Below are 22,477 nucleotides of genomic sequence, written 5' to 3'. Positions count from 1 at the left end.
GGGCGACGGCGACGGCGGAGGGCAGGGGGGAGGCAGCGAGGGCCAGGAACCGCTGCCGGCCGCCGCCACCGCCACCGTCGCGTCCGGGCCCAGGGAGGCGTATGCGCAGGCATCGGCCGCGGCCGGGGCGGCCGGCCCGCCCACGCACGCCAGGGCCAGGGCCACCGGTGTCAACGCCCGCAGCACCGGGGCGAGTCGGGTCGGTTCAGATCGTTGCGCTCCATGCACTCCATGCACGAGCGAGATCATGAGCGCTGGCGGACCGAGGCGCGCCGCGGTGCCCGCGGATTGCCCCGAAGGAGGGAAACAGCAGGTCAAGGGGTTTGATCGGCCGACCGGTGCGTCGCCGTGGAGGGGCACGCATGTACGGGTGGCCAAGGCCCGTCACGGATTCCGGAAAGAAATTTCCGCCGCCGTTGAACACAACCGGCTCCCCCGTGCGTACCCAGTGTCGTGCGACGGCGCAGCAGGGCGCTGCGACATCCTCTGGAGCATGTGGAGTTGACGATGAACACCTCCTGGCGGAGCGCCTCGCTCGCGGCGGCTGCCGCGGCTGTGCTGGCGCTGACGACGGCGTGCGGTCAGGAAACCCCTTCGGTGGGCAGCCAGGTGGGTGCGACGGCCGGCGTCGGTGACCTCGGCAACGCCGGAACGGGCACCGGCACCGGGATCGGCGCCAGCAACCAGCAGCAGGACGCCGCGGGCGCGTCGAAGCCCGCCGGACAGCTCAAGGTCTCCACCAACGCGGAGCTGGGCAAGGTGCTGACGGACAGCGCCGGGATGACCCTGTACCGCTTCGACGCGGACACGGCCGAGCCCCCGAAGTCCAACTGCGACGGCGACTGCGCCAAGGCCTGGCCGCCCGTTCCCGCCGACGACGCCGCCGCCGGCGCCGGTATCGACGAGTCCCTGCTCGGGGAGGTCACCCGCTCCGACGGCACCAAGCAGCTGACGATCGGCGGCTGGCCCGCGTACCGCTATGCGAAGGACACCAAGGCCGGCGAGATCAACGGCCAGGGAGTGAACGGCAAGTGGTTCGCCCTGGCGCCCGACGGCAAGAAGGCCTCGCTGACGAACCTGCCGGGCCTGTCGGTGCGGAGGACCGCGCTGGGCGACGTCGTCGTCGACAGGAACGGCATGACGGTCTACCGCTTCTCGAAGGACCAGGCGTGGCCGAAGCCGGTCTCCGCCTGCACCGGTTCCTGCCTGGAGAAGTGGCCGGCCGTGGCGCCCGTCGACGAGAACGACGTCAAGGGCATCGTGAAGAAGGGCCTGATGTCCTTCACCCGGCCGGACGGGATCAAGCAGATGACCATCGACTGCTGGCCTCTGTACACCTTCTCCGGGGACAAGAAGCCCGGGGACGTCAACGGCCATGGTGTCGGCGGCACCTGGTTCGCCGTCGCGCCCAACGGCAAGCCGATCGGGGCGTCGAAGCAGGGACAGTAGCAACAGCAGGGGCAACAGGAACGACAGAGGTCAACGAGAACAACAGGAGCAGCAAGAGCAACAGGAACACCAGAAACAACGGGAACAACAGGGACAGCAGGGACAGCAGGGACAGCAGGGACAGCTTCATCGGGTCAGGGCAGAGCGGCCGCCCCCTCCACGTCGCAGGGAGGGGGCGGCCGGTCGTGTGCGTACGTACGGGGCGCCCGGTCGGGACGGGGGCGCACGAAACGGGCCACGACCGCAGGTGATGACCAAGAACGGATGGTCAATTTCCGTTTCTGCTCGCCCTGTTGGCGGGCGATCAGTAGCCTTCGGCTCGAACACCGGATCGCCTACGCCTTGGAGAGACAGCATGGAGCGCCCTGCCTGGGCCCCACGGAGCATCGACATCTCGGTGCCGAGCGTCGCTCGTATCTACGACTACTACCTGGGCGGTTCGCACAACTTCGAGGTGGACCGGGAAGCGGCCCGCAGGGCCATGCAGTTCATCCCGGGACTGCCCAAGATCATGCAGGCGAACCGGGCCTTCATGCGCCGTGCCGTGGAGTTCGCCCTGGACGAGGGCATCACACAGTTCCTGGACATCGGCTCCGGCATCCCCACCGCCGGCCATGTGCACGAGATCGCCCAGGCGGCCCGCCCCGGCGCGCGCGTGGTGTACGTCGACCACGACCCGGTGGCCGTCAGCCACAGCCAGGCGGTTCTCGAGGGCAACGAGAACGCGGACGTGGTCGCGGCCGATCTGCGCAAGCCCCGTGAAATCCTCGAGAGCCCCCCGGTGCAACGGCTGCTTGATCTGAACCGGCCGGTTGCGCTGCTTCTCGTTGCCATACTGCACTTCGTGGAAGACGCGGACGAACCCTACAAGGCGGTGGCCCGGCTGCGTGACGCGCTCGCACCCGGCAGCCTGCTCATCCTCACGCATGCCTCGTACGAGGGAATCCCGCTCCCGCAGGAGCGGACCCGGGCCGCGGTCGACGTCTACAGGGACATCCGCAACCCGCTGATCATGCGCTCGCGCGAGCAGATAGCACGGTTCTTCGAGGGGTACGAGATGGTGGAACCCGGGCTGGTGCCGCTGGCGTCCTGGCGGCCTCGTACGGCGCTGGAGGACGAGGATCCCTACGCCTTCTCCGGTTTCGCCGGCGTGGGGCGTACGGCGTGATCGCGGAACCGGACGGGCCGGAGGACAGACTGCGCCGGCTGACGACGATATGGAGCCGGGCGGTCTTTCCGGTGACCTCCACCTCGCTGACCCGCCCGGAGCTCGAGGAGCGGCTCCTGCCGCTCACCCGCCGGCTGAGCCGGGCGCTGCTGGCCAGGGCCTTCGACGCCGTGGAGGGCGAGGCGGTCGGCGCCGCGCTGGTCGACGCGCACTGCACCGAGCCCGAGGCGCTCAGCCGTTCCCTGGACTGCCTCGACGCCTACCTGGTGCTCTACTGCGGAGAGGGCGGCGACCAGGAGGGCCTGCGGGCCCGCTGCGCCCGGTTGCAGCACGCGATGGCGGCCGGTTTCGCACGGGCGCTGCGCGAGCGCACACTGGCCGAGCAGGAGGCGATCGCCCAGGCCGCGCTGCGCGCCCAGGGCGTGGTCGCCCAGGCGCTGCACGCCAGCGAGGCCCGCTTCCGCGCGGTGTTCGAGGGCGCGGCGATAGGCATCGGCATCGCCGACCTGGAGGGCAACGTCCTGCAGGTCAACGGCGCGCTGCTGCGCATGTTCGGCGGCTCGGAGCAGACCCTGCGCGGCCGCAACGTACGGGACTGGACGCACGCCGAGGACGCGCCGCACGTATGGCGGCTGTACGAGGAGCTGGTGCGCGGCGAACGCGAGCACTACCACGTGGAGAAGGCCTTCCAGCGTCCCGACGGGACGGTTCTGTGGACCAATCTGACCGTCTCCCTGCTCCGTGACGCCGACGGCAACCCCCAGTACCAGCTCGCCCTGATGGAGGACACCACCGAACGGCGGCTGCTCAACCTCCGGCTGCGCTACGAGGCCACGCACGACGCGCTGACCGGCCTGCCCAACCGCACGCTGTTCTTCGAGCGGCTGGAGAAGGTGCTGAACGCGGGCGAGGGCCGCCGCTTCGGCCTGTGCTATCTCGACCTGGACGGCTTCAAGACCATCAACGACAGCCTCGGGCACGCGGCCGGCGACCGGCTGCTCGTCGAGGTCGCCGACCGGCTGCAGGCGTGCGTGACCGGCCCCGAGGAGATGGTCGCCCGGCTCGGCGGCGACGAGTTCGTCGCGCTGACCACCGGAAGCGACACCCGGCACAGGGCCGACGCCCTCGCCGCCCGCATCATGAACGCGCTGATGGCGCCCATCCGCATCGACGGCCGTGAGCTGACCGTGCGCGGCAGCATCGGTGTCGTCGAGGGGCCGGTGGGGGAGCGCAGCGCGGCGGAGGTGCTGCGCAGCGCGGACATCACCATGTACCGGGCCAAGTCGGCCGGCGGCAACCGCTTCGAGCTCGCCGATCCCGAGGCCGACGCCCGCGCCATCACCCGGCACGGGCTGACCACGGCGCTGCCCACGGCCCTGGACCGGGGCGAGTTCTTCATCGAGTACCAGCCGCTGGTGCACCTCGGCGACGGCAGCGTGCGCGGCGCCGAGGCGCTGGTGCGCTGGCTGCACCCGCAGTACGGCGTGCTCGGCCCCGACCGGTTCATCCCGCTCGCCGAGCACACCGGGCTGATCGTCCCGCTGGGCCGCTGGGTCCTGGAGCAGTCGGTGCGCCAGGCCCGCGAGTGGCGGGAGCGGCACGGCGCCGGAGCCGCGGACTCCCTGCGCATCAACGTCAACCTCTCGCCCTGCCAGCTCCGTCACCCCGGCCTCGTCCAGGACACCGTCGAGATCCTGGAGCGCGTGGGCGTGCAGCCGGACGTCCTCTGCCTGGAGCTCACCGAGTCGGCGCTGATCGGCGCGGACGACGACCTGCTCAAGCCCCTGCGGCGGCTCGCCGAGATGGGCATCGACATAGCGCTGGACGACTTCGGCACCGGCTACTCCAACCTGGCCAACCTGCGGCGGCTGCCGGTGAGCGTTCTGAAGCTGGACCGTTCCTTCACCCAGAGCATGCAGCAATTCCCGGCCGACCCCGTCGACCTCAAGATCGTCGAAGGGATCGTGACCCTCGCCCACAGCCTGGACCTGGCGGTCACCGTGGAGGGCGTGGAGACCGGTGCCCAGGCCGAACAGCTCCGCCTGCTCGGCTGCGACACGGCCCAGGGCTGGTACTACGCCCGCCCGGGTCCCCCGGAGCGCCTCCACGAGCTGGCGCTGGCGGACGCCACGGGCTGAACCGGATCCGGCCCGGCGCGTCCCGGCGGCCTTCGCGCCCGCTGCGACAGCGGCCGCGCGGTCCCTTTCCGGCCACCCGTCCGTCCCTCGGGGAGCCCGCAGGGCCGGCTCCATGGCACGGCCCGCCGGTGCGATTCCTCCCGGCCGGGAGCGCGCCCTTTCCAGGGGCCCGGGGACGGGCGGGCAGTCGGCCACCGGCCGTTTGCGGGGCCTGGCGTGTCCCCGGTGCCGCGGCCGAGGCCGAACGGAGGCGGTGGCCGAGGGCGCCGCCCGAGAGCCGTCAGGGCGCGGCGGTGGCGACGGACCCCGACCGGTAGGGGGCGATGCTGCCGGTCGCCGGAAGGCCGGTGGCGACGAGACGGTCGAGGACCTCCGTGGAGAGGCTGAGGTCGAGGATGCTGTTGTAGGTCGGGGCGTCGACCTCCAGGCGGAAGCCGTCCGGAAGAAGGCGGACGCGCAGGTCGTAAGGGGCGAGTTCGTGGTCGGCCAGAAAAGTGCGGGCCACCGCCTCGGCGCGCTCGACGGCGCGGAGGCGTTCGAGGGTGACAGGGAGGCCGACGGACACCCGGGAGGCCAGGCAGGGGGCGGCGGGCTTGTCCGCCACGTCGAGGTTCCAGGCGCGGGCGAGCGTGCGTACGTCGGCTTTGGTCAGACCGGCCTCGGCGAGGGGCTCGACGACGGCGAGTTCCCGTGCGGCGCGCAGGCCCGGCCGGTGGGGGGCGCGCAGGTCGTCCGCCTGGGTGCCGGTTGCGACATGGTGCAGGCCCCGGGAGAAGGCGAACTCGGTGATCGCGGCGAGCACGGTGTGCTTGCAGAAGTAGCAGCGGTCGCCCCGGTTGGCCCGGTAGCCGTCGACGGCGAGTTCGTCCGTGGGAAGGGTGACGTGTTCGGCTCCCAGCAGGGCCGCGAGGCGCCGGGCGTCGGCGAGTTCGCCGCGGGCCAGGCTGGGGGAGTCGGCGGTGACGGCGACCACACGGTCCGAAGGGAGCGCGCGGAGCGCGGCGGCCAGCAGCACGGTGGAGTCCACTCCTGCGGAGAAGGCGACCGCGACGCCGTCCAGGTTCCTCAAGCGGGCCAGCAGCCGGTCGGCGGCGTCGGCGAGGTCGGGTCGGGGCGGGGAACTTGCTGAGGCCATTGCGATGACTCCAGTATCTATCTAAGTTGACTCCGGTGAATGATCTGCGATCCGATGGTCAACGTGTCGTGCATATCGAGTCAATAGCCCGCCTCGATTCCGATCGGCGTCGGCGGACGGGGGTGCCGGAGGTCGTCTTCGCCGAGGGGAAGACACCGGAGCAGACTCTCCGTCTGCTGGCAGGGCTGCGCAGGGCGGACCCGGCCGGGCCGGCTCTGGCCACGCGATGCCCCTCCGAGGTGCTGTCACGGGCGCCGGAGTTCTTCGCCGGTGAGGACGGGCCGGTCGCGGTGGACCGGCTGGGGCGGACCGTTGTGGTGGGCGAACTGCCGGTGCCCTGCGGGGAGGTGGCGGTGCTTACCGCGGGGACCTCGGATCTTGCCGTCGCGCACGAGTGCCTCACCACGCTTGGTGTGCTCGGTGTCCGGGGGCGGTTGGTCGGTGACGTCGGAGTGGCGGGTCTGCACCGCCTGCTGGACGCCCTGCCGGACCTGGAGGGCGCGGCGTGTGCCGTGGTGATCGCGGGCATGGAGGGGGCCCTGCCGAGCGTGGTGGCCGGGCTGGTGGACATGCCGGTGGTCGCGGTGCCCAGCCCGGTGGGGTACGGGATCGGCGCGGGAGGACTGGCGGCCGCGGCGGCGATGCTCTCCTCGTGCAGCCCGGGCGTGGCGGTGATGAACATCGGCAACGGCTTCGGGGCGGCCGTGCACGCCGCGAGGATCGCGAGACGGTCCGCCGCTGCGGCGACCGGGACGGACAGAGCGGCCGGAGTGCCTGAGGCGGACGGTGCGCCGGAAACGCCCCGGCCTGTCGGCCTTGCCTCCTCCACCCGTGAGGACCCCCGTGACTGACCGCTCCCGCACCGTCGCTCCCGCGCCCTTCCCGCTGACCGCCCATGTCGACTGCTCCACCGGCGTGGCGGGCGACATGCTGCTCGGCGCGCTCCTGGCCGCCGGCGCACGGCTGGCGCGGGTCAATGAGGCGATTGCGTCCCTCGGTGTTCCAGGTCTTGCCGTGCGTGCCGAACCCGCCCGGCGCGGTGGCCTGGCGTGCACCCGTGTGGAGGTGGCGAGGCCGGCCGTCCCCGACCGTGAGCGCCGTCTGCGCGACGTGCGGGAGTTGCTTGCTGAAGCGGGTGGGCTGACTCCCGCCGCGGCTTCCTTCGCGTTGCGGACGTTCGAGATCCTGGCCGACGCGGAGGGGGCCGTGCACGGCACCGACCGGGAGCAGGTGCACTTCCACGAGGTGGGCGCCTTCGACGCGCTCGCGGACGTGGCGGGGTGCGCGGCGGCCCTGGACGACCTCGGCCTGCTCGCTGACGGGGTGCGGGTCAGCTGTTCCGCCCTGCAGGCTGGCAGCGGACAGGTCCGGGGGGCGCACGGCGTGCTGCCTGTGCCGGTGCCGGCGGTGCTGGAGATCGCACGGGCACACGGGTTGCCCCTGACGGGCGGCGAGCTGCCCGGGGAGTGCACCACGCCGACGGGTGCGGCGCTGCTGGCGGCACTGGCCCGGCCCGGGGAGCCGGAGGTGATGCGGGTGACGGCCGTCGGGTACGGCGGCGGCAGCCGCGAACTGCCCGACCGGCCCAACGTGACCCGGGTGACGGTCGGCCGGCCGTTGACGGCCCGGCAGCCGGAAGCCGCCGGGACCGACGAGGTGCTCGTGGTGGAGAGCACGGTCGACGACATGGATCCCCGGCTGTGGCCGGGGGTTCTGGAGGCGCTGCGCACGGCAGGGGCCTGGGACTGCTGGACCACACCGGTCACCGGACGGGGCGGACGGCCGGGCCAGCAGGTCACGGCACTGTGCCCGCCTGCGGCCCGTGGGGTGGTGACCGAGGTTCTGTTCGCGCACACCTGCACGCTCGGGGTGCGGTGGTGGGCGGCGCAGCGGAGCCTGGTGGCCCGGCACATGACACGGGTCCTGGTCGGGCCGGCCGGTCACCGGCAGTCCGTGCGTGTGAAGGTCGCCGGCAGCGGACAGGGGCGCACGGTGCAGCCGGAGTTCGCCGACGTGGCCGCCGCCGCTGCGGCCCTGGCCTGGCCGGAACGCGCGGTCGTCCAGGCGGCCGTCAGGGCGTATTGGGACGAGCACGAGCGGCCCGCCCCGGCGGCCGAACCCTCCAAGGAATAACAGTAGTCAACATCGTGGTCGACAAAGGGGGGTTGTTCGCTCATGGATGTTGACAAAAGTCAACCCTGTGGGGGAGTGTGGTGAAGCCGTGATCACGAATCCAAGGAGGCATTGTGCCGCGGCTGATCGATCTGACGCACGGTTTCTACGAGGAAATGCCCTCCTACCCCGCCTCGTGGTTCCCCAAGTTCACCACCGAGCGGGCCATGACACCGGACGACGACCCGAACGGGACGGAGCGCACATTCTCGACGCTGCACCTGTTCCCGCACAATGCCACGCACATCGAGTACCGGCTGCACTTCTTTCCCGGTGCCGAGGGCATCGACGCCGTGCCGCTGGAGACTCTCGTGGGCCGTGCCTGCGTCGCCGACCTGTCGTACAAGGGCGACCTAGACCCGGTCACGGCCGACGACTTGGACAAGGCGATCGGCGACATCTGGCAGCCCGGTGACCGGCTGCTGATCCGCACCGACTACGTGCGCCGCGCATGGGGGCGCGAGGACTACTGGGACAAGCCGCCCTACCTCACCCCGTCCGCCGCCCAGTGGGCCATCGACAACGGTGCCTGTCTGGTGGGTTTTGACTGCCTCACCGAGCGCCCCGGTGACCGTGAGTCCCCGGTCCACCACGCACTGCTCGGCGCAGGCATTCCGCTGATCGAGTACATGACTGGCATGCACGAGCTGAGCCGGCGGGTCGTCCAGCTCATCGCCCTCCCGATCAAGGTCGCTGATGTCGAAGCGGCCCCCGCCCGCGTCATAGCCGTGGAGAACGACGATGCCTGACGCGTCCGGCCGTCCCCGGGGCGCCTGGCCGGTTGCCCTGACCCGCACCGACCCGCGGGCGGACCAGTCGGAGATGGAGGAGGCCCTGGCCAGGCTGCTTGGCCTGCTGGGGGATCCGCTGGACACCCTTACCTCCGGTCAGCGCGTGCTGATCAAGCCCAACATGTTCCAGACGGAACCGGGCTTCCACGTCAGCCCGGCGCTGCTCGCCGCCATCGCCAAGGCCGTCGCCGACCGCGGTGCCAGGGCCGTGGTCGCCGAGCGGACCCATGCCCTGATCGAAGTTCTGCGCGACCACGAAGTGCACCGGTACGCACAGGTCGTCAGCTTCGACGATCTGCCCCTGCGGGTCGCCGAGATCCCCGGGGCCACCTCGCTGCGCGTGCCGATCGCCGTCCCTGAACTCGTCCTGGACTGCGACTACTTCATCGGGGTTCCGCAGCTGCGCACCCATGCCAGCGTTGTCTACTCCAACGCGATGAAGAACCTCGTCGGCCTCCTGCCGGGCTTCACCACGAGGATCGTGCACATGGCCGGCGTCGACGAGTCGACCGTCGACCTGAACCTGCTGCGCCCGCAGCACCTCGTGATCAGCGACGGCAGCACGGTCGTGGAGGGCAACTACCCCATGAAGGGGAGCCTGCGCGAGGTCGGATTCCTGGCTGCGTCGACCAACGCCGTCGCCCTCGACGTGGCCGTGAGCGAACTCGCGGGCATCAAGGCGTACGAGGTCGCCTACCTCCATGACGCCCACAGCCGGGGCATGGGGCCGGCGGAACTGTCGGAGGTGGAGCTGCTCGGCACCCCCTTCGACGAGCTGTCCTTCACCATCGAACGGGCTCCGTCGGTGATCACAGCCCCGCGGCCCGGCATCCATGTTCATGCGGACCACGCCTGCCCTGCCTGCCGACGGTGGATCGCAGCTGCTTTCGAGGCACTGGGAGACGAACTGCGCGCATGGAAGGGGGAAATGACGGTCATCTCCGGTCCCCAGGCCACCCTGCCCGAGCTGCGCGGCCAGGTCGTGCTCGTGGGAAACTGCCTCTACGAGAGCCGAGACGCCGGCATCTACGTCGAGGGCTGCCCGCCTCGGGCCATTCAGCTCGCCGCGTTCCGCTACGCCATGGGACAGCCGGTCGGTGCCCATGAGCGCACCCAGTTCCGGGTCCCCGCCCGAACCGGCGAAGGAGCCACCGTATGACAGGCGGTACTCCGGTGATCTCGGCACTGAGGCAGGGCAGTACCGTCCACCGCCACGAACAGCTGCTGCCCGGCCCGCTCGACCCCGCCCGGGCCGCGGCGGCGCTGCGCGGCAACGGGCGCATCCTGCTGGCCACCACCGCCTCGGGTCCGACCCGGCCCGCTGTGCTGGCCGTGGGAGAACTCGCCCTGATCAGCTGCGGACTGAACCAGGAGCCGGGCACGGGCAGCACCGCCCTGCACGCGGCCGTGCGCTTTCTCGACGGGCTGGACCTCACCACCGCCCGCCACCCCGAGGAGCGGCGCTTCTTCGGCGTCATCAGCTACGACGCCGTACGGGACATGGAACGGCTCAAGCCCCGCTTCGGGGAGGATCTGCCCGCCTACGATCTCTTCGTGCCCGAGATCCTGATCCGCTTCGAGGACACCGCGGTGCGGGTCATCGGGCGAGGCTGCGACGCCTCGACGGCACGGCGGGCCTGCCTGCGCGCGGTACGGCTGCTGACCGCCCACCGGGCCCGCCCGCCGCGGCCGTCACGGGCAGGCACCGCACGGTTCACCCTGAGCCGTGACGACCACCACGCCGCGGTGGAGCAGGCCAAGCGCTACATCGTCGACGGGGACATCTTCCAGGTCGTGCTGTCGCTGGGCGTCGTCGCAGAGGCGGACATGGACGGGCTGGAGCTGTACTCGGCCATGTGCTCCGTCAACCCCTCGCCGTATCAGTTCTGGTACCGCAGCCGGGAGTTCGAGGTGAGCGGCTGTTCCCCCGAGCCCTGCGTCACCTCCGACGGGGCACGGGCCATGATCCGCCCTCTCGCCGGCACCCGTCCGCGCGGCGCCGACCCCGCGGCGGACCTGCTGGCCGAGCAGGAGCTGCACGGCAGCGAGAAGGAACTCGCCGAACACCGCATGCTCGTCGACCTGGCACGCAACGACCTGGGCCGGGTGTGCGTTCCGGGCAGCGTCGTGGTGCCGCATCTGATGCGGGTGGAGCGCTACTCCCACGTCATGCATCTCACCTCCGACGTCACCGGCGAACTGCGCACGGGGATCACCGCGGCGGACCTGATCGGTGCCACGTTCCCGGCCGGCACCATGACCGGCGCCCCGAAGGTGCGGGCCATGGAGATCATCGACGAGCTGGAGCCGGTCGCACGCTCCTTCTACTCCGGTGCGGTCGGCAGCTTCGGCACATACGACGCCGACCTGTGGCTGACCATCCGCAGCGCCGTGCTGCACCAGGGGCAGGTGCGCCTGCAGGCCGGCGGAGGCATCGTCTACGACTCGGACCCAGCCCAGGAACACGCCGAATGCCTGGCCAAGCTCGGCGCCGCGGCCCGATCCGCGGGGATCGACCTCGGAAAGGGGGCCGGATGATCTGCGTTATCGACAACTACGACTCTTTCGTCTACAACCTGGTGCAGTACGCTGGCGCGCTGGGCGTCGAGTGCCGGGTGTTCCGCAACGACGAGGTGACCGTCGAGGAGATCGCCGAGCTGGCCCCCGAGCTGCTCCTGCTCTCTCCCGGACCGGGTGCCCCCGACACCGCTGGTGTGTCGCTGGAGGCCGTCCGCGCCCTGGCCGGACGCGTCCCGATCTTCGGCGTGTGCCTGGGACACCAGACCATTGCCCAGGCCTTCGGCGCCCGGGTGGTGCACGCTAGGCGGCCCATGCACGGCAAGTGCGACGAGGTCAGGCACGACGGGCGCGGTGTCTTCCACGGCCTGCCCTCGCCGCTGACGGTGACCCGCTACCACTCGTTGGTCGTCGACCCCGCCACCCTGCCCGCGCAGATCGAGGTCAGTGCCTGGTCCAGCGAGGGCGAGGTCATGGCCCTCAGACACCGCGAACTGCCGATGGAGAGCGTCCAGTTCCACCCCGAGTCCCTGTTCACCGAGCACGGTGTGCGCATGGTGGGCAACGCCCTGGAGACCGCCTGCGGGCGGGGCACAGTACGAGAAGGACTGATATCAGCATGAGCCTTGCCGCACGGTCGCCGCTCGAGGAGGAGATCGGCTCCCTGAGCGCCGAGGAACATCTGCGGGCCGTTCTGGAGTGGCACTTCGACGAGCGCACCGGATCACCGTTCTGGCTGCGCAAGAGGACGGAACTCGGGTTCGACCCGCTCCGTGACATCACCGGCCTCGCTGACCTCCGCCGTTTCCCCGACGTCAGCGCCGAACTGCGCACGGTCCCCGTCGACGACCTGATCCCGGCGGGCAGCAAGGGCCGGCCCGTCGGCGTGTACGAGTCCGGCGGCACTCTCGGAGCCCCCAAGCGGATCATCGAGAGTACCTCCCGCGCCCGGTCCCTCGCCTGGGTGAACTCGGTCCTGACCGACCACGACTTCCCACAGGGGGTGCACTGGCTGCACATCGGCCCGACCGGCCCGCACATCGTCGGACGTTCCATGCGGCTGCTCGCCGAGATGCGCGGTGGGATCTGCTTCACCGTCGACTTCGACCCCCGCTGGGTGAAACGGCTGATCGCCGACGGACGGCGCGACGAGGCGGACGCCTACGTCCAGCATGTCCTGGATCAGGCCGAACTGATCGTCACCCACCAGCGGGTGGGAGTGCTGTTCATCACGCCCCCGGTCCTGGAGGCCCTGTGCGCCCGGCCCGCGCTGCACGAGCGTCTCACCGGTCGGCTGGGCGGACTCATCTGGAGCGGCACCAGCATCTCCGCCGGCACCTTGCGCCTTGTGGAGGAGGAGTACTTCCCCGGCACCACGGTCGTCGGGCTGTACGGCAACAGCCTCATGGGCATCGCGCCTCAGCTGCCCCGCGACCGGTACCCGGCACACCGGTGCGTCTTCCGCACCCATCAGCCGCAGTCCGTCGTCGAGGTGGTGGACCCGCAGACCGGGGCCCGGGTGCCGGTGGGGGAGCGCGGCCGGGTGCTGGTGCACCTGCTCAGCCAGGACATGTTCCTGCCGAACGTGGCCGAGCGGGACAGCGTCGTACGGGCCGGTACCCCCGAGGGCGCCCACGGCGACGACGTCGCCGACATCCGGCCCTACACGCCCACCGCCGGCACCACCGTCATAGAAGGGGTCTACTGATGGGGGCCACGACGACGAGAACGGTCCTGCACCCGCTGCTCGGCGGGCGCACCTGGGAGAGCGAGGACGGCGCCCCGCTGACCGGTGTGGACGGCCGCGACCTCGTCGACGTGCGGCAGTCCCCGACGCTGCTGGCCCAGCTCGCCCTGCGACGGGCCGCCGAGTCGGCGGGGCCGGCCCTACCGGAGCGGCAACTGGCCGAGGCCGGACGGATCTTCGTGCACGAGACACTCGACGGCGAAAGCCCGCAGGAGTACTGCCGCCGCGCCGCTCTCGCCACCGGGGTGCCCCACGCCGTGTACTCCCGCGCGCTGCACCACCTCGGCGAGGGCGTCGCGCGGGCTGCCGCCGACGTTGCCGCCGAACTGCCCGCCCCGCAGCAGGGCTCGCCCCACGAGGTCCGGTGGGTGCGCCGGGGCCGCACCGTGGCCGTGGTGGCGCCGAGCAACCATCCCGAACCGCATCTGACGTGGGTGAAAGCGGTCGCGCTGGGTCACGGGGTGGTGGTACGGCCCGGTGGCCGTGATCCCTTCACCCCGCTGCGGCTGGCCCGCGCGCTGTACGCCGCGGGGTTGCCCGCCCACCGTCTCTCCGTCCTGCCCGGCGAGTACGGCACCGCCGACTTCCTGGTCAAGCACGCCGACCGGGCCGTGGTCTACGGCGGCCCGGACACCGTCGCCCGGTGGGCCGGCAGGGCGACAGTGGCCTTACGCGGTCCCGGACGCAGCAAAGTGCTGCTCGGTCCGGAGGCCGACGACACGGCGATCGCGCACACGGCCCGCACCATTGCCGCCGACGGAGGGGTGCGTTGCACCAACACCTCCGTCGTGCTCACCACTGGCGACGTCCGTGAGACCGCCGACGCGCTTGCGGCCGAACTGGCCGGGCTCGAGCCGCTGCCGGTCCTCGACCCGCGAGCCGCCCTGCCGGCGTTCACCGCGGACCGTGCCACGGCTCTGGCCCGCGAGGTTGACCGCCTTGCCGCACAAGGGCTGCACCGGCATCCGACGACGGCGACCGGACCGCACGGCACGGTGGAACTGGCCGATGGCTCGCACGTCCTGCCACCCGTCGTGCTGTCCACCACCGACCCTGCACACCCGGTCCTGGGCACCGAACTGCCCTTCCCCTTCACGGTGGTCGCCCCCTGGACGGCCGAGACGGGCACCGGCCCGCTGCGCGACTCCCTCGTCGTCACCCTGCTCGGCGCACCGGCGGACCTGGCCGAACAGCTCCTGCTCGAGCCGACCGTACGCCGTGTGGTGCTTGGCCCTGCCGACCCGTGGGCGACGGCACCCGGGCTGCCCCACGACGGCAGCCTCACCCAGTTCCTGCTCGAACCCAAGGCGTTTATCCGCGCGGAGGTGGTCCGGTGAGCAGCGTTCCCGGCACCGTGGTGGTCACCGGCGCCTCCGGCGACCTCGGACTGGACCTGGTCCGGCGCTGCCTGGCCCAGGGCGCCGAGGTCCTCGCCCAGTACCGGTCGAGGCCACAGCGTCTGAACGACCTCGACCCGTCCGGCAAGCACCTGTTCCTGGTGCGTGGGGACCTGGCCGACGACGGGGCGCAGTTCCTCGCCGCCGCCGTCCCGGACCACTGGCACGGGGTCGATCTTCTGGTCAACTGCGTGGGCGGGGCACGACCCACCCCCATCGACGACCTGCCGGCCGACGAGTTCCGCGCCTGTCTGCTCGCCAATGTGGAGGCTCCCTACGCCGCCCTGCGGGCACTGCTGGAGCCGCTGGCCCGGGCACGGGGGAGCGTCGTCAACCTCTCCAGCGTCGCCGCTTTCACCGGCGGAGCCTTCGGCCCCCACTACGCGGCCGCCAAGGCCGCGGTCATCGGGCTCACCCGGTCCGCGGCCCGGGAGCTGGGACCGCGCGGCATCCGCGTCAACTGCGTGGCCCCGGGCCCCGTTGCCTCCGAAATGACCGACTCCCTCGGTACCGCCGCGCTGGAGGGAGTGCTGGCAGGCACGGCCCTGGGACGGGTGGTCCGGCCGGAGGAGATCACGGACACCGTCCTTGCCCTGGCCGGCGCGACAGCGACCACCGGACAGACCGTCGTCGTGGACGGCGGCCGGTACCTCCACTGAGGCGGACACGGTGCCGCGGCACCGCGTCGGCACCGATGCCCCGCCCGCCCCGGCTCCGCCGGCACCTCTCCGTGTCCCCCATCACCTTGAGAAAGCCCGTCGAGAAAGAGACCGCTGCCTAATGCTGGAGTCAAGCCACGAGACGAAGTTGCGGTCGCGCCTCGTAAGGGCGGCGGTCGCGGAGCATGGCGTAGACGACGTTGACACGGCGTCGTGCCAGAGCGATGAGGGCCTGGTGGTGCCGTTTGCCCTCGCTCCTCTTGCGGTCGTAGTAGGCCCGGGAGACGGGGTCGCGCTGGATCGCGCAGAACGCGGACTGGTAGAAAACTCGCTTGAGGGCCTTGTCGCCGCCGGTGGCGCTGCGCGAGTAACGGATCTTGCCGGACTGGGACAGGACTGGGGCGAGGCCGGCTGCGGCGGCCAGGGCATCGCCGCTGGTGAAGCGGCGGTGGTCGCCGACCAGGGCGATGAACTCTGCCGTCAGGACGGCCCCCATCCCCGGCAGGCTGCGGATGAGGGCCCCGTCAGGGTGGGCGTCGACCAGCTCCTCGATTTCGGCCTCGAGGGCCTTCAGCCGCGTCCGGGCGGTGAGCAGGTCGTCGGCGAGTTCCTTGATGAGTGCTGCGGTGCGGCGTTCGCCGGGGACGGCGGTGCGCTGGGCACGGGCTGCGGCCAGCGCGGCATCGGCCAGGGCTTGGGCAGCGGGCTCACTGACACCGCGCCTGCGCAGGTACTGGGTGATGCGACGGCTTCCGCTGCGGCGGATCTCATCCGGGGTGACGTAGTGGGTCAGCAGGATGAGGCTGGACTTGTTGGTCGGGTCGGTGGCCCTCTCCAGCCCCGGGTGGAGGGAGGCGAGCAGGTCTCGCAGCCGGTTGACGCGTGCGGTGGTCTCCTTGACCAGCGCGGTGCGGTGGCCGGCCAGCAGCCGCAGTTCGGCGGTGGCCTCATCGGTCAGTTCCACTTGTCGCAGGTCGGTGCGGAGCATGACCTGCTCGGCGATGACCTGTGCATCGCGGGGGTCGGACTTGTTCTCCCCGCCCCTGGTGCCGCGGCGGGCGCGGTTGACGGCGAGTCCGGGCACATGCACGACACGCAGTCCGGCGGCCACCAGCATCGCGGTCAGCAGAGCGGCCACACCGCCCAGCAAGTCCAGGCCGATGGTCAGCTGGCCGTGCTCGGCCTGCACGGCTATCAGGTCGCTGATGGCCCTCTCGATGGCGTCTGGGTCGTTGTCGACCCGGCGGCTGCACAGTTGCCGGCCCCGGTCGTCGGTGACGGCGAGCCAGTGGAAGTCCTTGGCGATGTCGAACCCCGCGTTGGCGGACAAGGTGACGCTCCCCTCGTCGAACGGCCCGTGGCGCAACTCCTTCCGCCTGTCCTCGCCCTACCAAGCGATGGTCCGCAGAGCCTAATCAGCAGTCCGGAAGAAGTGGCGGGGCAGGGGGAACAGCGGTCTGAGCCATCAAGTGCAGCCAGCATGAAAACCATCCCTGCCCCGCTCGCGCGACCCCATCGTCGCGACCGATCGGGCCGTACGAAAGAAGGTAGGGCCGCATGACCCCTCCCACCACCACCGGCACCGAGCCGGACAAGGCGCAACCGGCCCCAGGCGCCCCACGGGGCGGGCTGCTGAGACGCGTCGATCCGGCCGGGCTGACCCCTCTGGCCTGGCCCATCTACCTCGAGCTGATGTCCGGCGTGATCGCCGGAATCATCACCGTCGTCTGGGTCGGGCGGCTGGGAGCCGCGGAGCTCAGTGCCGTCACCGTCGCCAGCAGCCTGGAGAACGTTCTGCTCGGGGTGATTCTCGCGGTCAGCGGCGGTGCCACGGTGGCGCTGTCCCGCGCCGTGGGGGCGGAGGACCACTCCCGGGTCAAGCGGGTCCTGGGCACGACCTGGCGTGTGACCGTCGTCGTCACCGCGGTCACCTGTGTCACGCTCTTCCTGATCCGTGAGCCCCTGGCACGCCTCATCCTGGGCGAGAACGACGCCCGGGCGCTGCAGCTCGCGCACGACTACCTGTCCATCGCGATCCCGGGCATCGCCGTCTATTACGGCCAGAACGCCGTCGACAGCGCCTTCAAGGCCCACGGGGACACCCGAACGCCGATGAGAATGGCCATGCTGGCCAACGGCATCCTGCTCGTACTGGATCCCGTCCTCATCTTCGGTCTGCTCGGCATGCCCGAACTGGGAGTGACCGGTGCGGCCCTCGCCCTCGTCACCTCCCGGACCCTCGTCCTGCTGTGGACGGTCGGCCTCTACCTGAGGGCCGACTTCAGGCGCCGGGCACACCAGGCCGACGACGGGTCGGCCGCCGATCAGCCCTCGCCGCTGCGCGAGATCTGGCAGGCGGGGACGCCCATGGCCGTGGACTTCTTCGTGCGCATGACGGCCGGCATGCTCGTCGTCGGCGTGATCGCGCGCTTCGGCACCGATCAGGTCGCCGCGTACGGGGCCATCACCAAGGGCCTGCTCGTGCTGAGCATGGCGGCGTACGCGATCCGCCAGGCGGCCACCATCGCGGCGGCACGCGCCAGGGGAGCCGGCGAGGAGCAGGGGCTGACGGACACCCGGTCCTCGACCATCCGGCTCGGTGTCGGCTGGTCACTGCTCAGCGGCATCATCGTCCTGGTCGGTGCCGCGCCGGCCCTCCGGCTGACCACGGACGACCCGGCAGTGCACCACGCGGCATCCGGCCAGGCGCCCTGGATGGCGGTGTACATCGCGCTGCTGCTGTGCAACGTCGTGCTCAGCGGAGTGTTCCTGGGTGGCGGGCAGGGCGGCGTCTTGGCGTACGTGACCCTGGCGAGTGCCGGGCTGCAGGCCGTGCTCGCACCGGCCCTGTCGAGCACCGCCCTGGAACTGCGCGGCGTCTGGCTGGCGATGATCGCGAACGCCTTCACCCAGACCCTCACCCTGCTTCTTCTCGCCGTCAAGGCCAACTCGGCGGTGCCGACGGCGACGCATGAAGCCTCCGCCGAGTCCTGACAGCAGTGCCGTGCGACAAGGGATGACTACTGTGCCGCCCATAGACTTCGGAATGGTTTCACTGGCCACCCGGCTTGGCGATCCGCAGAGCGTGGCCGACACCGTGTCGCGTTACGTGGACGACCCCGAACGTGTCCTCGCCTGGGGATATCACACATACCACCGGGCAGCCGACGGGGAATCGGCCGTCACGCTTGCCGCCGACGCCTCCCGCAAGGCCGTGGCAGCGGCGGGCATCGACACCGACCACATCGACTACCTCGTCGTCGCCAACAGCAATGTGCCCGACTATCTGAACTGGGACATGTCCACGGCCGTGGCGCGGGAACTCGGCCTGTCGGGTACGCCCACGCTGATGCTCACCCAGGCGTGTGCCTCGGGCGTGACGGCCTTCGAGCAGATAGCCGGCCTGATGGCGATCCGCCCGGACGTGCGGACGGTGCTGCTGGTCACCGTGAACCGCGTCAGCGAACAGCACAGCAACCGTATGCGCACCAACACCTGCCTGAGCAGCGACGGCAGCGCCGCCGCCGTGCTCAGGCGCGGGGAACGCCAGTTGCGCTGGCTGGGCACGGAACAGATCACCGACCCCGAGTGCGCCGAGTTCTTCCGTATCGAATACGGCGGTGCCGCGGCTCCCCACCCGCCGGAGAGGGAGTCGAATCTGACGGTCGATCCCCTGGCACTGGTGTACCGCCACTTCAGAAAGGATCCCGAACACCTCACCGCGTTCGTCCGCAGTGTCAACGCACGGGTGGCACAGGTCATCGACCGCGCCTGCGAGCGAAGCGGCGTGCCACGGGATCGGCTCGCCCGCGTCATCTACCTGAACGACAATCAGAAATCGATGAAGGAGATGGCCCGGGCGGTGGGAATCGAGCTGAGCCGCACCAACGCGGAGCTCGCCGCCGGCATCGGGCACTGCGGTGGCGCCGACCAGCTCATCTGCCTGCAGATGCACCGGGAACGCGGGGAACTGCACTCCGGTGACGTGGTGGCACTGGCCGGCCTGGCCACCGGAATGCACTGGTTCTGCACGCTGCTTCAGGTATGAGGTGATCCACATGACGGACAACGGCGCGGTGCGGCGGGAAACCGTGACGCTGGACGGATTCTCGGGGACGCTGACCAGCCCGCCGTCCCGTGTGCAGGCGGCGCCCGCGGTCGTGATCCTGCACCCGTTCGGGGCCTGGGACCGCGCGGGGCTGCTCCCGCACGAGGTGTCGGCCAACGGGACCGTCCGGCTCTTCGACGACATCACCGCGGCCTGTGCGGCACGTGGAGCCGTGGCGCTCTCCTACGACAGCAGGTTCGTCACGGAGCCGTTCGACGACGGTGCGGGCTCTCCCCGGCTGACCTTCACGGGTCTGGTCGAGGACGCCGTGACGGCGGTGAAGTGGCTCGCCGGGCACGACGAGGTCGACCCCACCCGTGTGTCCCTGCTGGGGATCTCCATGGGGACCGAGGTCGCCCTCGCGGCGGCCGAGGAACTCGCGGCCCCCCATCGGCTGATCCTGGTGGCTCCCGTGGGGGAGAACTACATGGTGCGCCGCCGCTGGATGAACCTCCTGCGGCACCAGGAGTGGCTGATGTCGGCGGGATACATCGACGAGGAGGGAAACGTCGACCTGGCGGCCGCGGCCCGCGACACCGCAGGGCGCAGCGGCTGGTGGGACGACTTCGACCTCGACGACCGCCTGGGCGACCGTGTGCCGGCCGAGCAGCTGTGGGCCCACCTCACCGCCGAGTACGACGCCGCCACCCAACGGGCACTGCACCAGGGCGACGAGTCCGGTCCGGCCTCCTTCTGGCAGGACTGGGCCGCGCAGCCGCACCCCTACGAACGGGCGGCCCGCGTCCCGGGGCCGCTCTCCATCCACGTCGGGGACGACGACTGGACCACTCCGCCCCGGCAGGCCTGGCTGGTGCACAACTCCGCGACCGCCCACGGGGTTTCCTCGACTCTGCGCAGTTACCCGGGACTGGGACACCTGATGTCCGGGCCGCACGGCGACGGCACCCGCACCTACGGTCCCTTCGCACCCGAGGTCCTCGACGCCCTCGCCCGTGACGTCACCGGCACCGCATGACACGCCGCCCCTGAGAGGTCGACGCCCCTGGGGCGTCACCCGCCCCTGGGGCGTCGACCGACCTGAGAGAAACGGAGAGGACATGGCCGCTCTCACCCTGACCGAACTGATCAATGTGCTCAACGACTGCAACGGCTACGCCGACCCGGTCGAGCCCAGCGACGACCTGGCCGACGTCACCTTCGACGAGCTGGGCTTCGACTCGCTCACCCGCCTCAACGCCGTCCTGCAGCTGGAGCGCACGCACGGCATCAAACTGCCGGAGGACGTGGTCAGCGAGGCCAAGACGCCGGGGCAGCTGCTGGACCTGATCAACACCCAACTCGCCTGACGGACCAGGTCGAAGAGAAAGGTCACCGCGATGTGCGGAATCACCGGCTGGCTCAGCTTCACTCGCGACCTCGGTCGTGAACGTCCCCTGCTGCAGAGCATGAACGACACCATGGTCTGCAGGGGCCCGGACGCCGAGGGTCTGTGGATCTCGGGCCATGCGGCGCTGGGCCACCGGCGGCTGTCGGTCATCGACCTGGAGGGCGGCCGTCAGCCCATGGTGGCCGAGGAGGACGGGCGCGTCCTCGCCGTCCTGACCTTCTGCGGGGAGATATACAACTTCCGGGAGCTGCGGACGGAACTGGCCTCCTACGGCCACCGGTTCACCACACGGAGCGACACCGAGGTCGCACTGCGCGCCTATTTGCAGTGGGGCGAGGGGTTCGCCGAGCACCTCAACGGCATGTTCGCGATGGGGGTGTGGAATCCGCGCACCGAGGAACTCCTCCTGGTGCGCGACCGGATGGGCGTCAAGCCGCTCTACTACTTCCCGACCCCGGACGGTGTGCTGTTCGGCTCGGAACCCAAGGCGATCCTGGCCAACCCGATGGTGCCGCGCCGCGTCGACCGGGACGGCCTGTGCGAAGCACTCGACATGGTCAAGACGCCCGAGCGGACCGTCTTCTCCGGGATGTACGAGGTGCGTCCGGGGCAGCTCGTCCGGGTCCGTGAGTCCGGTCTGACGAAGACGCGCTACTGGCAGCTGGAGGCCCGTGAGCACCACGACAACCTGCACACCACCATCGGCACGGTGCGCGATCTGCTGGAGGACATCGTCTCCCGCCAGCTGATCTCCGACGTGCCGCTGTGCACACTGCTGTCGGGCGGCCTCGACTCCTCCACGGTCACGGCGCTGGCGCACCGGGCCCTGCAGGATCAGGGCCGCGGTCCGGTGAACTCCTTCTCCGTGGACTTCACCACGGCGGCCGACCGGTTCGAGCCCGACGTGGTGCGCGGCTCGGCCGATGCGCCCTACGTCAAGGAGGTCGTCAAGCACCTCGGCACCCACCACCGGGAGGTGTTGCTGCAGAGCGCGGAGCTGGTCGACCCGGCCGTACGTGAGGCCGTTCTGCGGGCGACCGACCTGCCCCCGGCGTACTGGGGCGACATGTGGCCGTCGTTGTACCTGCTGTTCCGCGCGGTGCGCGAACAGTCGACCGTCGCCCTGTCCGGCGAGTCGGCGGACGAGCTGTTCGGCGGATACCAGTGGTTCCACCGCTCCGCCGCGATCGAGGCGCCCACGTTCCCCTGGCTGACCTCCGGCTCCGCGCGCTATTTCGGCGGTACCTCCATGCTCGACGCCGGGCTGCTGCAGAAGCTCGACATTCCCGGCTACCGCAGGGAGCGCTATGAGGAGGCTGTGGCAGAGGTTCCCGTCCTCGACGGAGAGAGCGACAACGACCGGCGGATGCGCCGGATGACGTATCTGAACCTCACGCGCTTCGTGCAGACGCTGCTCGACCGCAAGGACCGTATGAGCATGGCCGTCGGCCTCGAGGTACGGGTGCCGTTCTGCGACCACCGGCTCGTGGAGTACGTCTTCAACGTCCCGTGGGAGATGAAGTCCTTCGACGGCAGGGAGAAGAGCCTGCTGCGGGCGGCCGCCGGGGATCTGCTGCCGGTGTCGGTGCTGGAGCGGTCCAAGACGCCCTACCCGGCGACGCAGGACCCCGTGTACGAGGCGGCACTGCGCACCGAGCTGACCGAGGTGCTCGCCGACGCCGACTCCCCCGTCCTTCCCCTGCTCGACGTGGCACGCATCCGCAGGGTTCTCGACCGGCCGGTGGGGGACGTGAGCATGCCGTACGACCGAGGGGGACTGGAGACGGCGCTCTGGCTCAACCGCTGGCTGGCGTCGTACGAGGTGCAGCTGGACATCTGACACCTCGT

19 protein-coding genes and 1 pseudogene are annotated in these 22,477 nt (G+C 70.8%); 17 read left to right on the top strand and 3 right to left on the bottom strand.

Features of this window, described 5'->3' with window-relative positions; all coding sequences use genetic code 11:
- Positions 1 to 186: pseudogene (locus CCN35_RS28835) on the bottom strand (hypothetical protein); the annotation flags it as partial.
- A gap of 321 nt (positions 187 to 507) precedes the next feature.
- Between CCN35_RS28835 and CCN35_RS01310 the strand changes: the two are divergent.
- The 3 genes from CCN35_RS01310 (at position 508) to CCN35_RS01300 (ending at position 4,755) form a co-directional block, all read left to right on the top strand.
- Positions 508 to 1,449, top strand: coding sequence for an SCO0930 family lipoprotein (locus CCN35_RS01310; protein WP_067388530.1), 942 nt, complete (start codon positions 508 to 510; stop codon positions 1,447 to 1,449).
- 355 nt (positions 1,450 to 1,804) lie between these two features.
- The gene (locus CCN35_RS01305) at positions 1,805 to 2,617 is read left to right on the top strand and encodes an SAM-dependent methyltransferase (protein ID WP_086791269.1); all 813 of its coding nucleotides are present in this window, start codon (positions 1,805 to 1,807) and stop codon (positions 2,615 to 2,617) included.
- The gene (locus CCN35_RS01300; protein WP_086791267.1) at positions 2,614 to 4,755 is read left to right on the top strand and encodes a putative bifunctional diguanylate cyclase/phosphodiesterase; all 2,142 of its coding nucleotides are present in this window, start codon (positions 2,614 to 2,616) and stop codon (positions 4,753 to 4,755) included. Before CCN35_RS01305 ends, CCN35_RS01300 begins: the two co-directional genes overlap by 4 nt.
- A 280-nt stretch (positions 4,756 to 5,035) precedes the next feature.
- Here the strand turns inward: CCN35_RS01300 and larE are convergent, their stop codons facing one another.
- Positions 5,036 to 5,890 carry an ATP-dependent sacrificial sulfur transferase LarE gene (gene larE / locus CCN35_RS01295; RefSeq protein WP_086791265.1) on the bottom strand — a complete coding sequence of 285 codons (855 nt, stop codon included), beginning with the start codon at positions 5,888 to 5,890 and terminating at the stop codon, positions 5,036 to 5,038.
- Between the two features lie 35 nt (positions 5,891 to 5,925).
- On the opposite strand from larE, the gene larB reads away from it, so the two are divergent.
- From larB to CCN35_RS01250, 9 genes are all read left to right on the top strand, one after another.
- A complete protein-coding gene (gene larB / locus CCN35_RS01290) occupies positions 5,926 to 6,741 on the top strand; it encodes a nickel pincer cofactor biosynthesis protein LarB (protein ID WP_342748548.1) in 816 nt (271 codons plus the stop codon).
- The gene (larC, locus tag CCN35_RS01285; RefSeq protein ID WP_245862964.1) at positions 6,734 to 8,023 is read left to right on the top strand and encodes a nickel pincer cofactor biosynthesis protein LarC; all 1,290 of its coding nucleotides are present in this window, start codon (positions 6,734 to 6,736) and stop codon (positions 8,021 to 8,023) included. The genes larB and larC overlap by 8 nt, the downstream gene beginning before the upstream one ends.
- Before the next feature lie 113 nt (positions 8,024 to 8,136).
- A complete protein-coding gene (locus tag CCN35_RS01280; RefSeq protein WP_086791261.1) occupies positions 8,137 to 8,811 on the top strand; it encodes a cyclase family protein in 675 nt (224 codons plus the stop codon).
- Positions 8,804 to 10,012, top strand: coding sequence for a DUF362 domain-containing protein (locus CCN35_RS01275; protein ID WP_086791259.1), 1,209 nt, complete (start codon positions 8,804 to 8,806; stop codon positions 10,010 to 10,012). The genes CCN35_RS01280 and CCN35_RS01275 overlap by 8 nt, the downstream gene beginning before the upstream one ends.
- Positions 10,009 to 11,391 carry an anthranilate synthase component I family protein gene (locus CCN35_RS01270; protein WP_086791257.1) on the top strand — a complete coding sequence of 461 codons (1,383 nt, stop codon included), beginning with the start codon at positions 10,009 to 10,011 and terminating at the stop codon, positions 11,389 to 11,391. Before CCN35_RS01275 ends, CCN35_RS01270 begins: the two co-directional genes overlap by 4 nt.
- A complete protein-coding gene (locus tag CCN35_RS01265; protein ID WP_086791255.1) occupies positions 11,388 to 11,993 on the top strand; it encodes an anthranilate synthase component II in 606 nt (201 codons plus the stop codon). The genes CCN35_RS01270 and CCN35_RS01265 overlap by 4 nt, the downstream gene beginning before the upstream one ends.
- Entirely contained in the window at positions 11,990 to 13,078 is a 1,089-nt protein-coding gene (locus CCN35_RS01260) for a phenylacetate--CoA ligase family protein (RefSeq protein ID WP_086791253.1), read from the top strand. The genes CCN35_RS01265 and CCN35_RS01260 overlap by 4 nt, the downstream gene beginning before the upstream one ends.
- Positions 13,078 to 14,454 carry an aldehyde dehydrogenase family protein gene (locus tag CCN35_RS01255; RefSeq protein WP_086791251.1) on the top strand — a complete coding sequence of 459 codons (1,377 nt, stop codon included), beginning with the start codon at positions 13,078 to 13,080 and terminating at the stop codon, positions 14,452 to 14,454. Before CCN35_RS01260 ends, CCN35_RS01255 begins: the two co-directional genes overlap by 1 nt.
- Positions 14,451 to 15,173 (top strand): SDR family NAD(P)-dependent oxidoreductase, encoded by a 723-nt coding sequence (locus CCN35_RS01250; RefSeq protein WP_158100366.1) that lies wholly within the window; start codon positions 14,451 to 14,453, stop codon positions 15,171 to 15,173. The genes CCN35_RS01255 and CCN35_RS01250 overlap by 4 nt, the downstream gene beginning before the upstream one ends.
- A gap of 130 nt (positions 15,174 to 15,303) precedes the next feature.
- Here the strand turns inward: CCN35_RS01250 and CCN35_RS01245 are convergent, their stop codons facing one another.
- Positions 15,304 to 16,503 carry an IS110 family RNA-guided transposase gene (locus CCN35_RS01245; protein ID WP_086791277.1) on the bottom strand — a complete coding sequence of 400 codons (1,200 nt, stop codon included), beginning with the start codon at positions 16,501 to 16,503 and terminating at the stop codon, positions 15,304 to 15,306.
- 227 nt (positions 16,504 to 16,730) lie between these two features.
- Here CCN35_RS01245 and CCN35_RS01240 point away from each other — a divergent pair, with 227 nt between their 5' ends.
- From CCN35_RS01240 to asnB, 5 genes are all read left to right on the top strand, one after another.
- Positions 16,731 to 18,167, top strand: coding sequence for an MATE family efflux transporter (locus CCN35_RS01240; RefSeq protein ID WP_086791247.1), 1,437 nt, complete (start codon positions 16,731 to 16,733; stop codon positions 18,165 to 18,167).
- A 52-nt stretch (positions 18,168 to 18,219) separates the two neighbouring features.
- Positions 18,220 to 19,221 carry a 3-oxoacyl-ACP synthase III family protein gene (locus tag CCN35_RS01235; protein ID WP_245862962.1) on the top strand — a complete coding sequence of 334 codons (1,002 nt, stop codon included), beginning with the start codon at positions 18,220 to 18,222 and terminating at the stop codon, positions 19,219 to 19,221.
- A 10-nt stretch (positions 19,222 to 19,231) separates the two neighbouring features.
- Entirely contained in the window at positions 19,232 to 20,257 is a 1,026-nt protein-coding gene (locus tag CCN35_RS01230; protein ID WP_143631345.1) for an alpha/beta hydrolase family protein, read from the top strand.
- 82 nt (positions 20,258 to 20,339) lie between these two features.
- Positions 20,340 to 20,588 (top strand): acyl carrier protein, encoded by a 249-nt coding sequence (locus CCN35_RS01225; RefSeq protein ID WP_086791243.1) that lies wholly within the window; start codon positions 20,340 to 20,342, stop codon positions 20,586 to 20,588.
- Between the two features lie 30 nt (positions 20,589 to 20,618).
- On the top strand, positions 20,619 to 22,469 hold the full coding sequence (asnB, locus tag CCN35_RS01220; RefSeq protein ID WP_086791241.1) for an asparagine synthase (glutamine-hydrolyzing): 1,851 nt from the start codon (positions 20,619 to 20,621) through the stop codon (positions 22,467 to 22,469).
- Positions 22,470 to 22,477: the final 8 nt, after the last annotated feature.

The organism is Streptomyces thermovulgaris (assembly GCF_002155915.1).
GTDB classification, from domain to species: Bacteria; Actinomycetota; Actinomycetes; order Streptomycetales; family Streptomycetaceae; genus Streptomyces; species Streptomyces thermovulgaris.
This window is presented reverse-complemented; position numbering and strand designations above follow the sequence as displayed.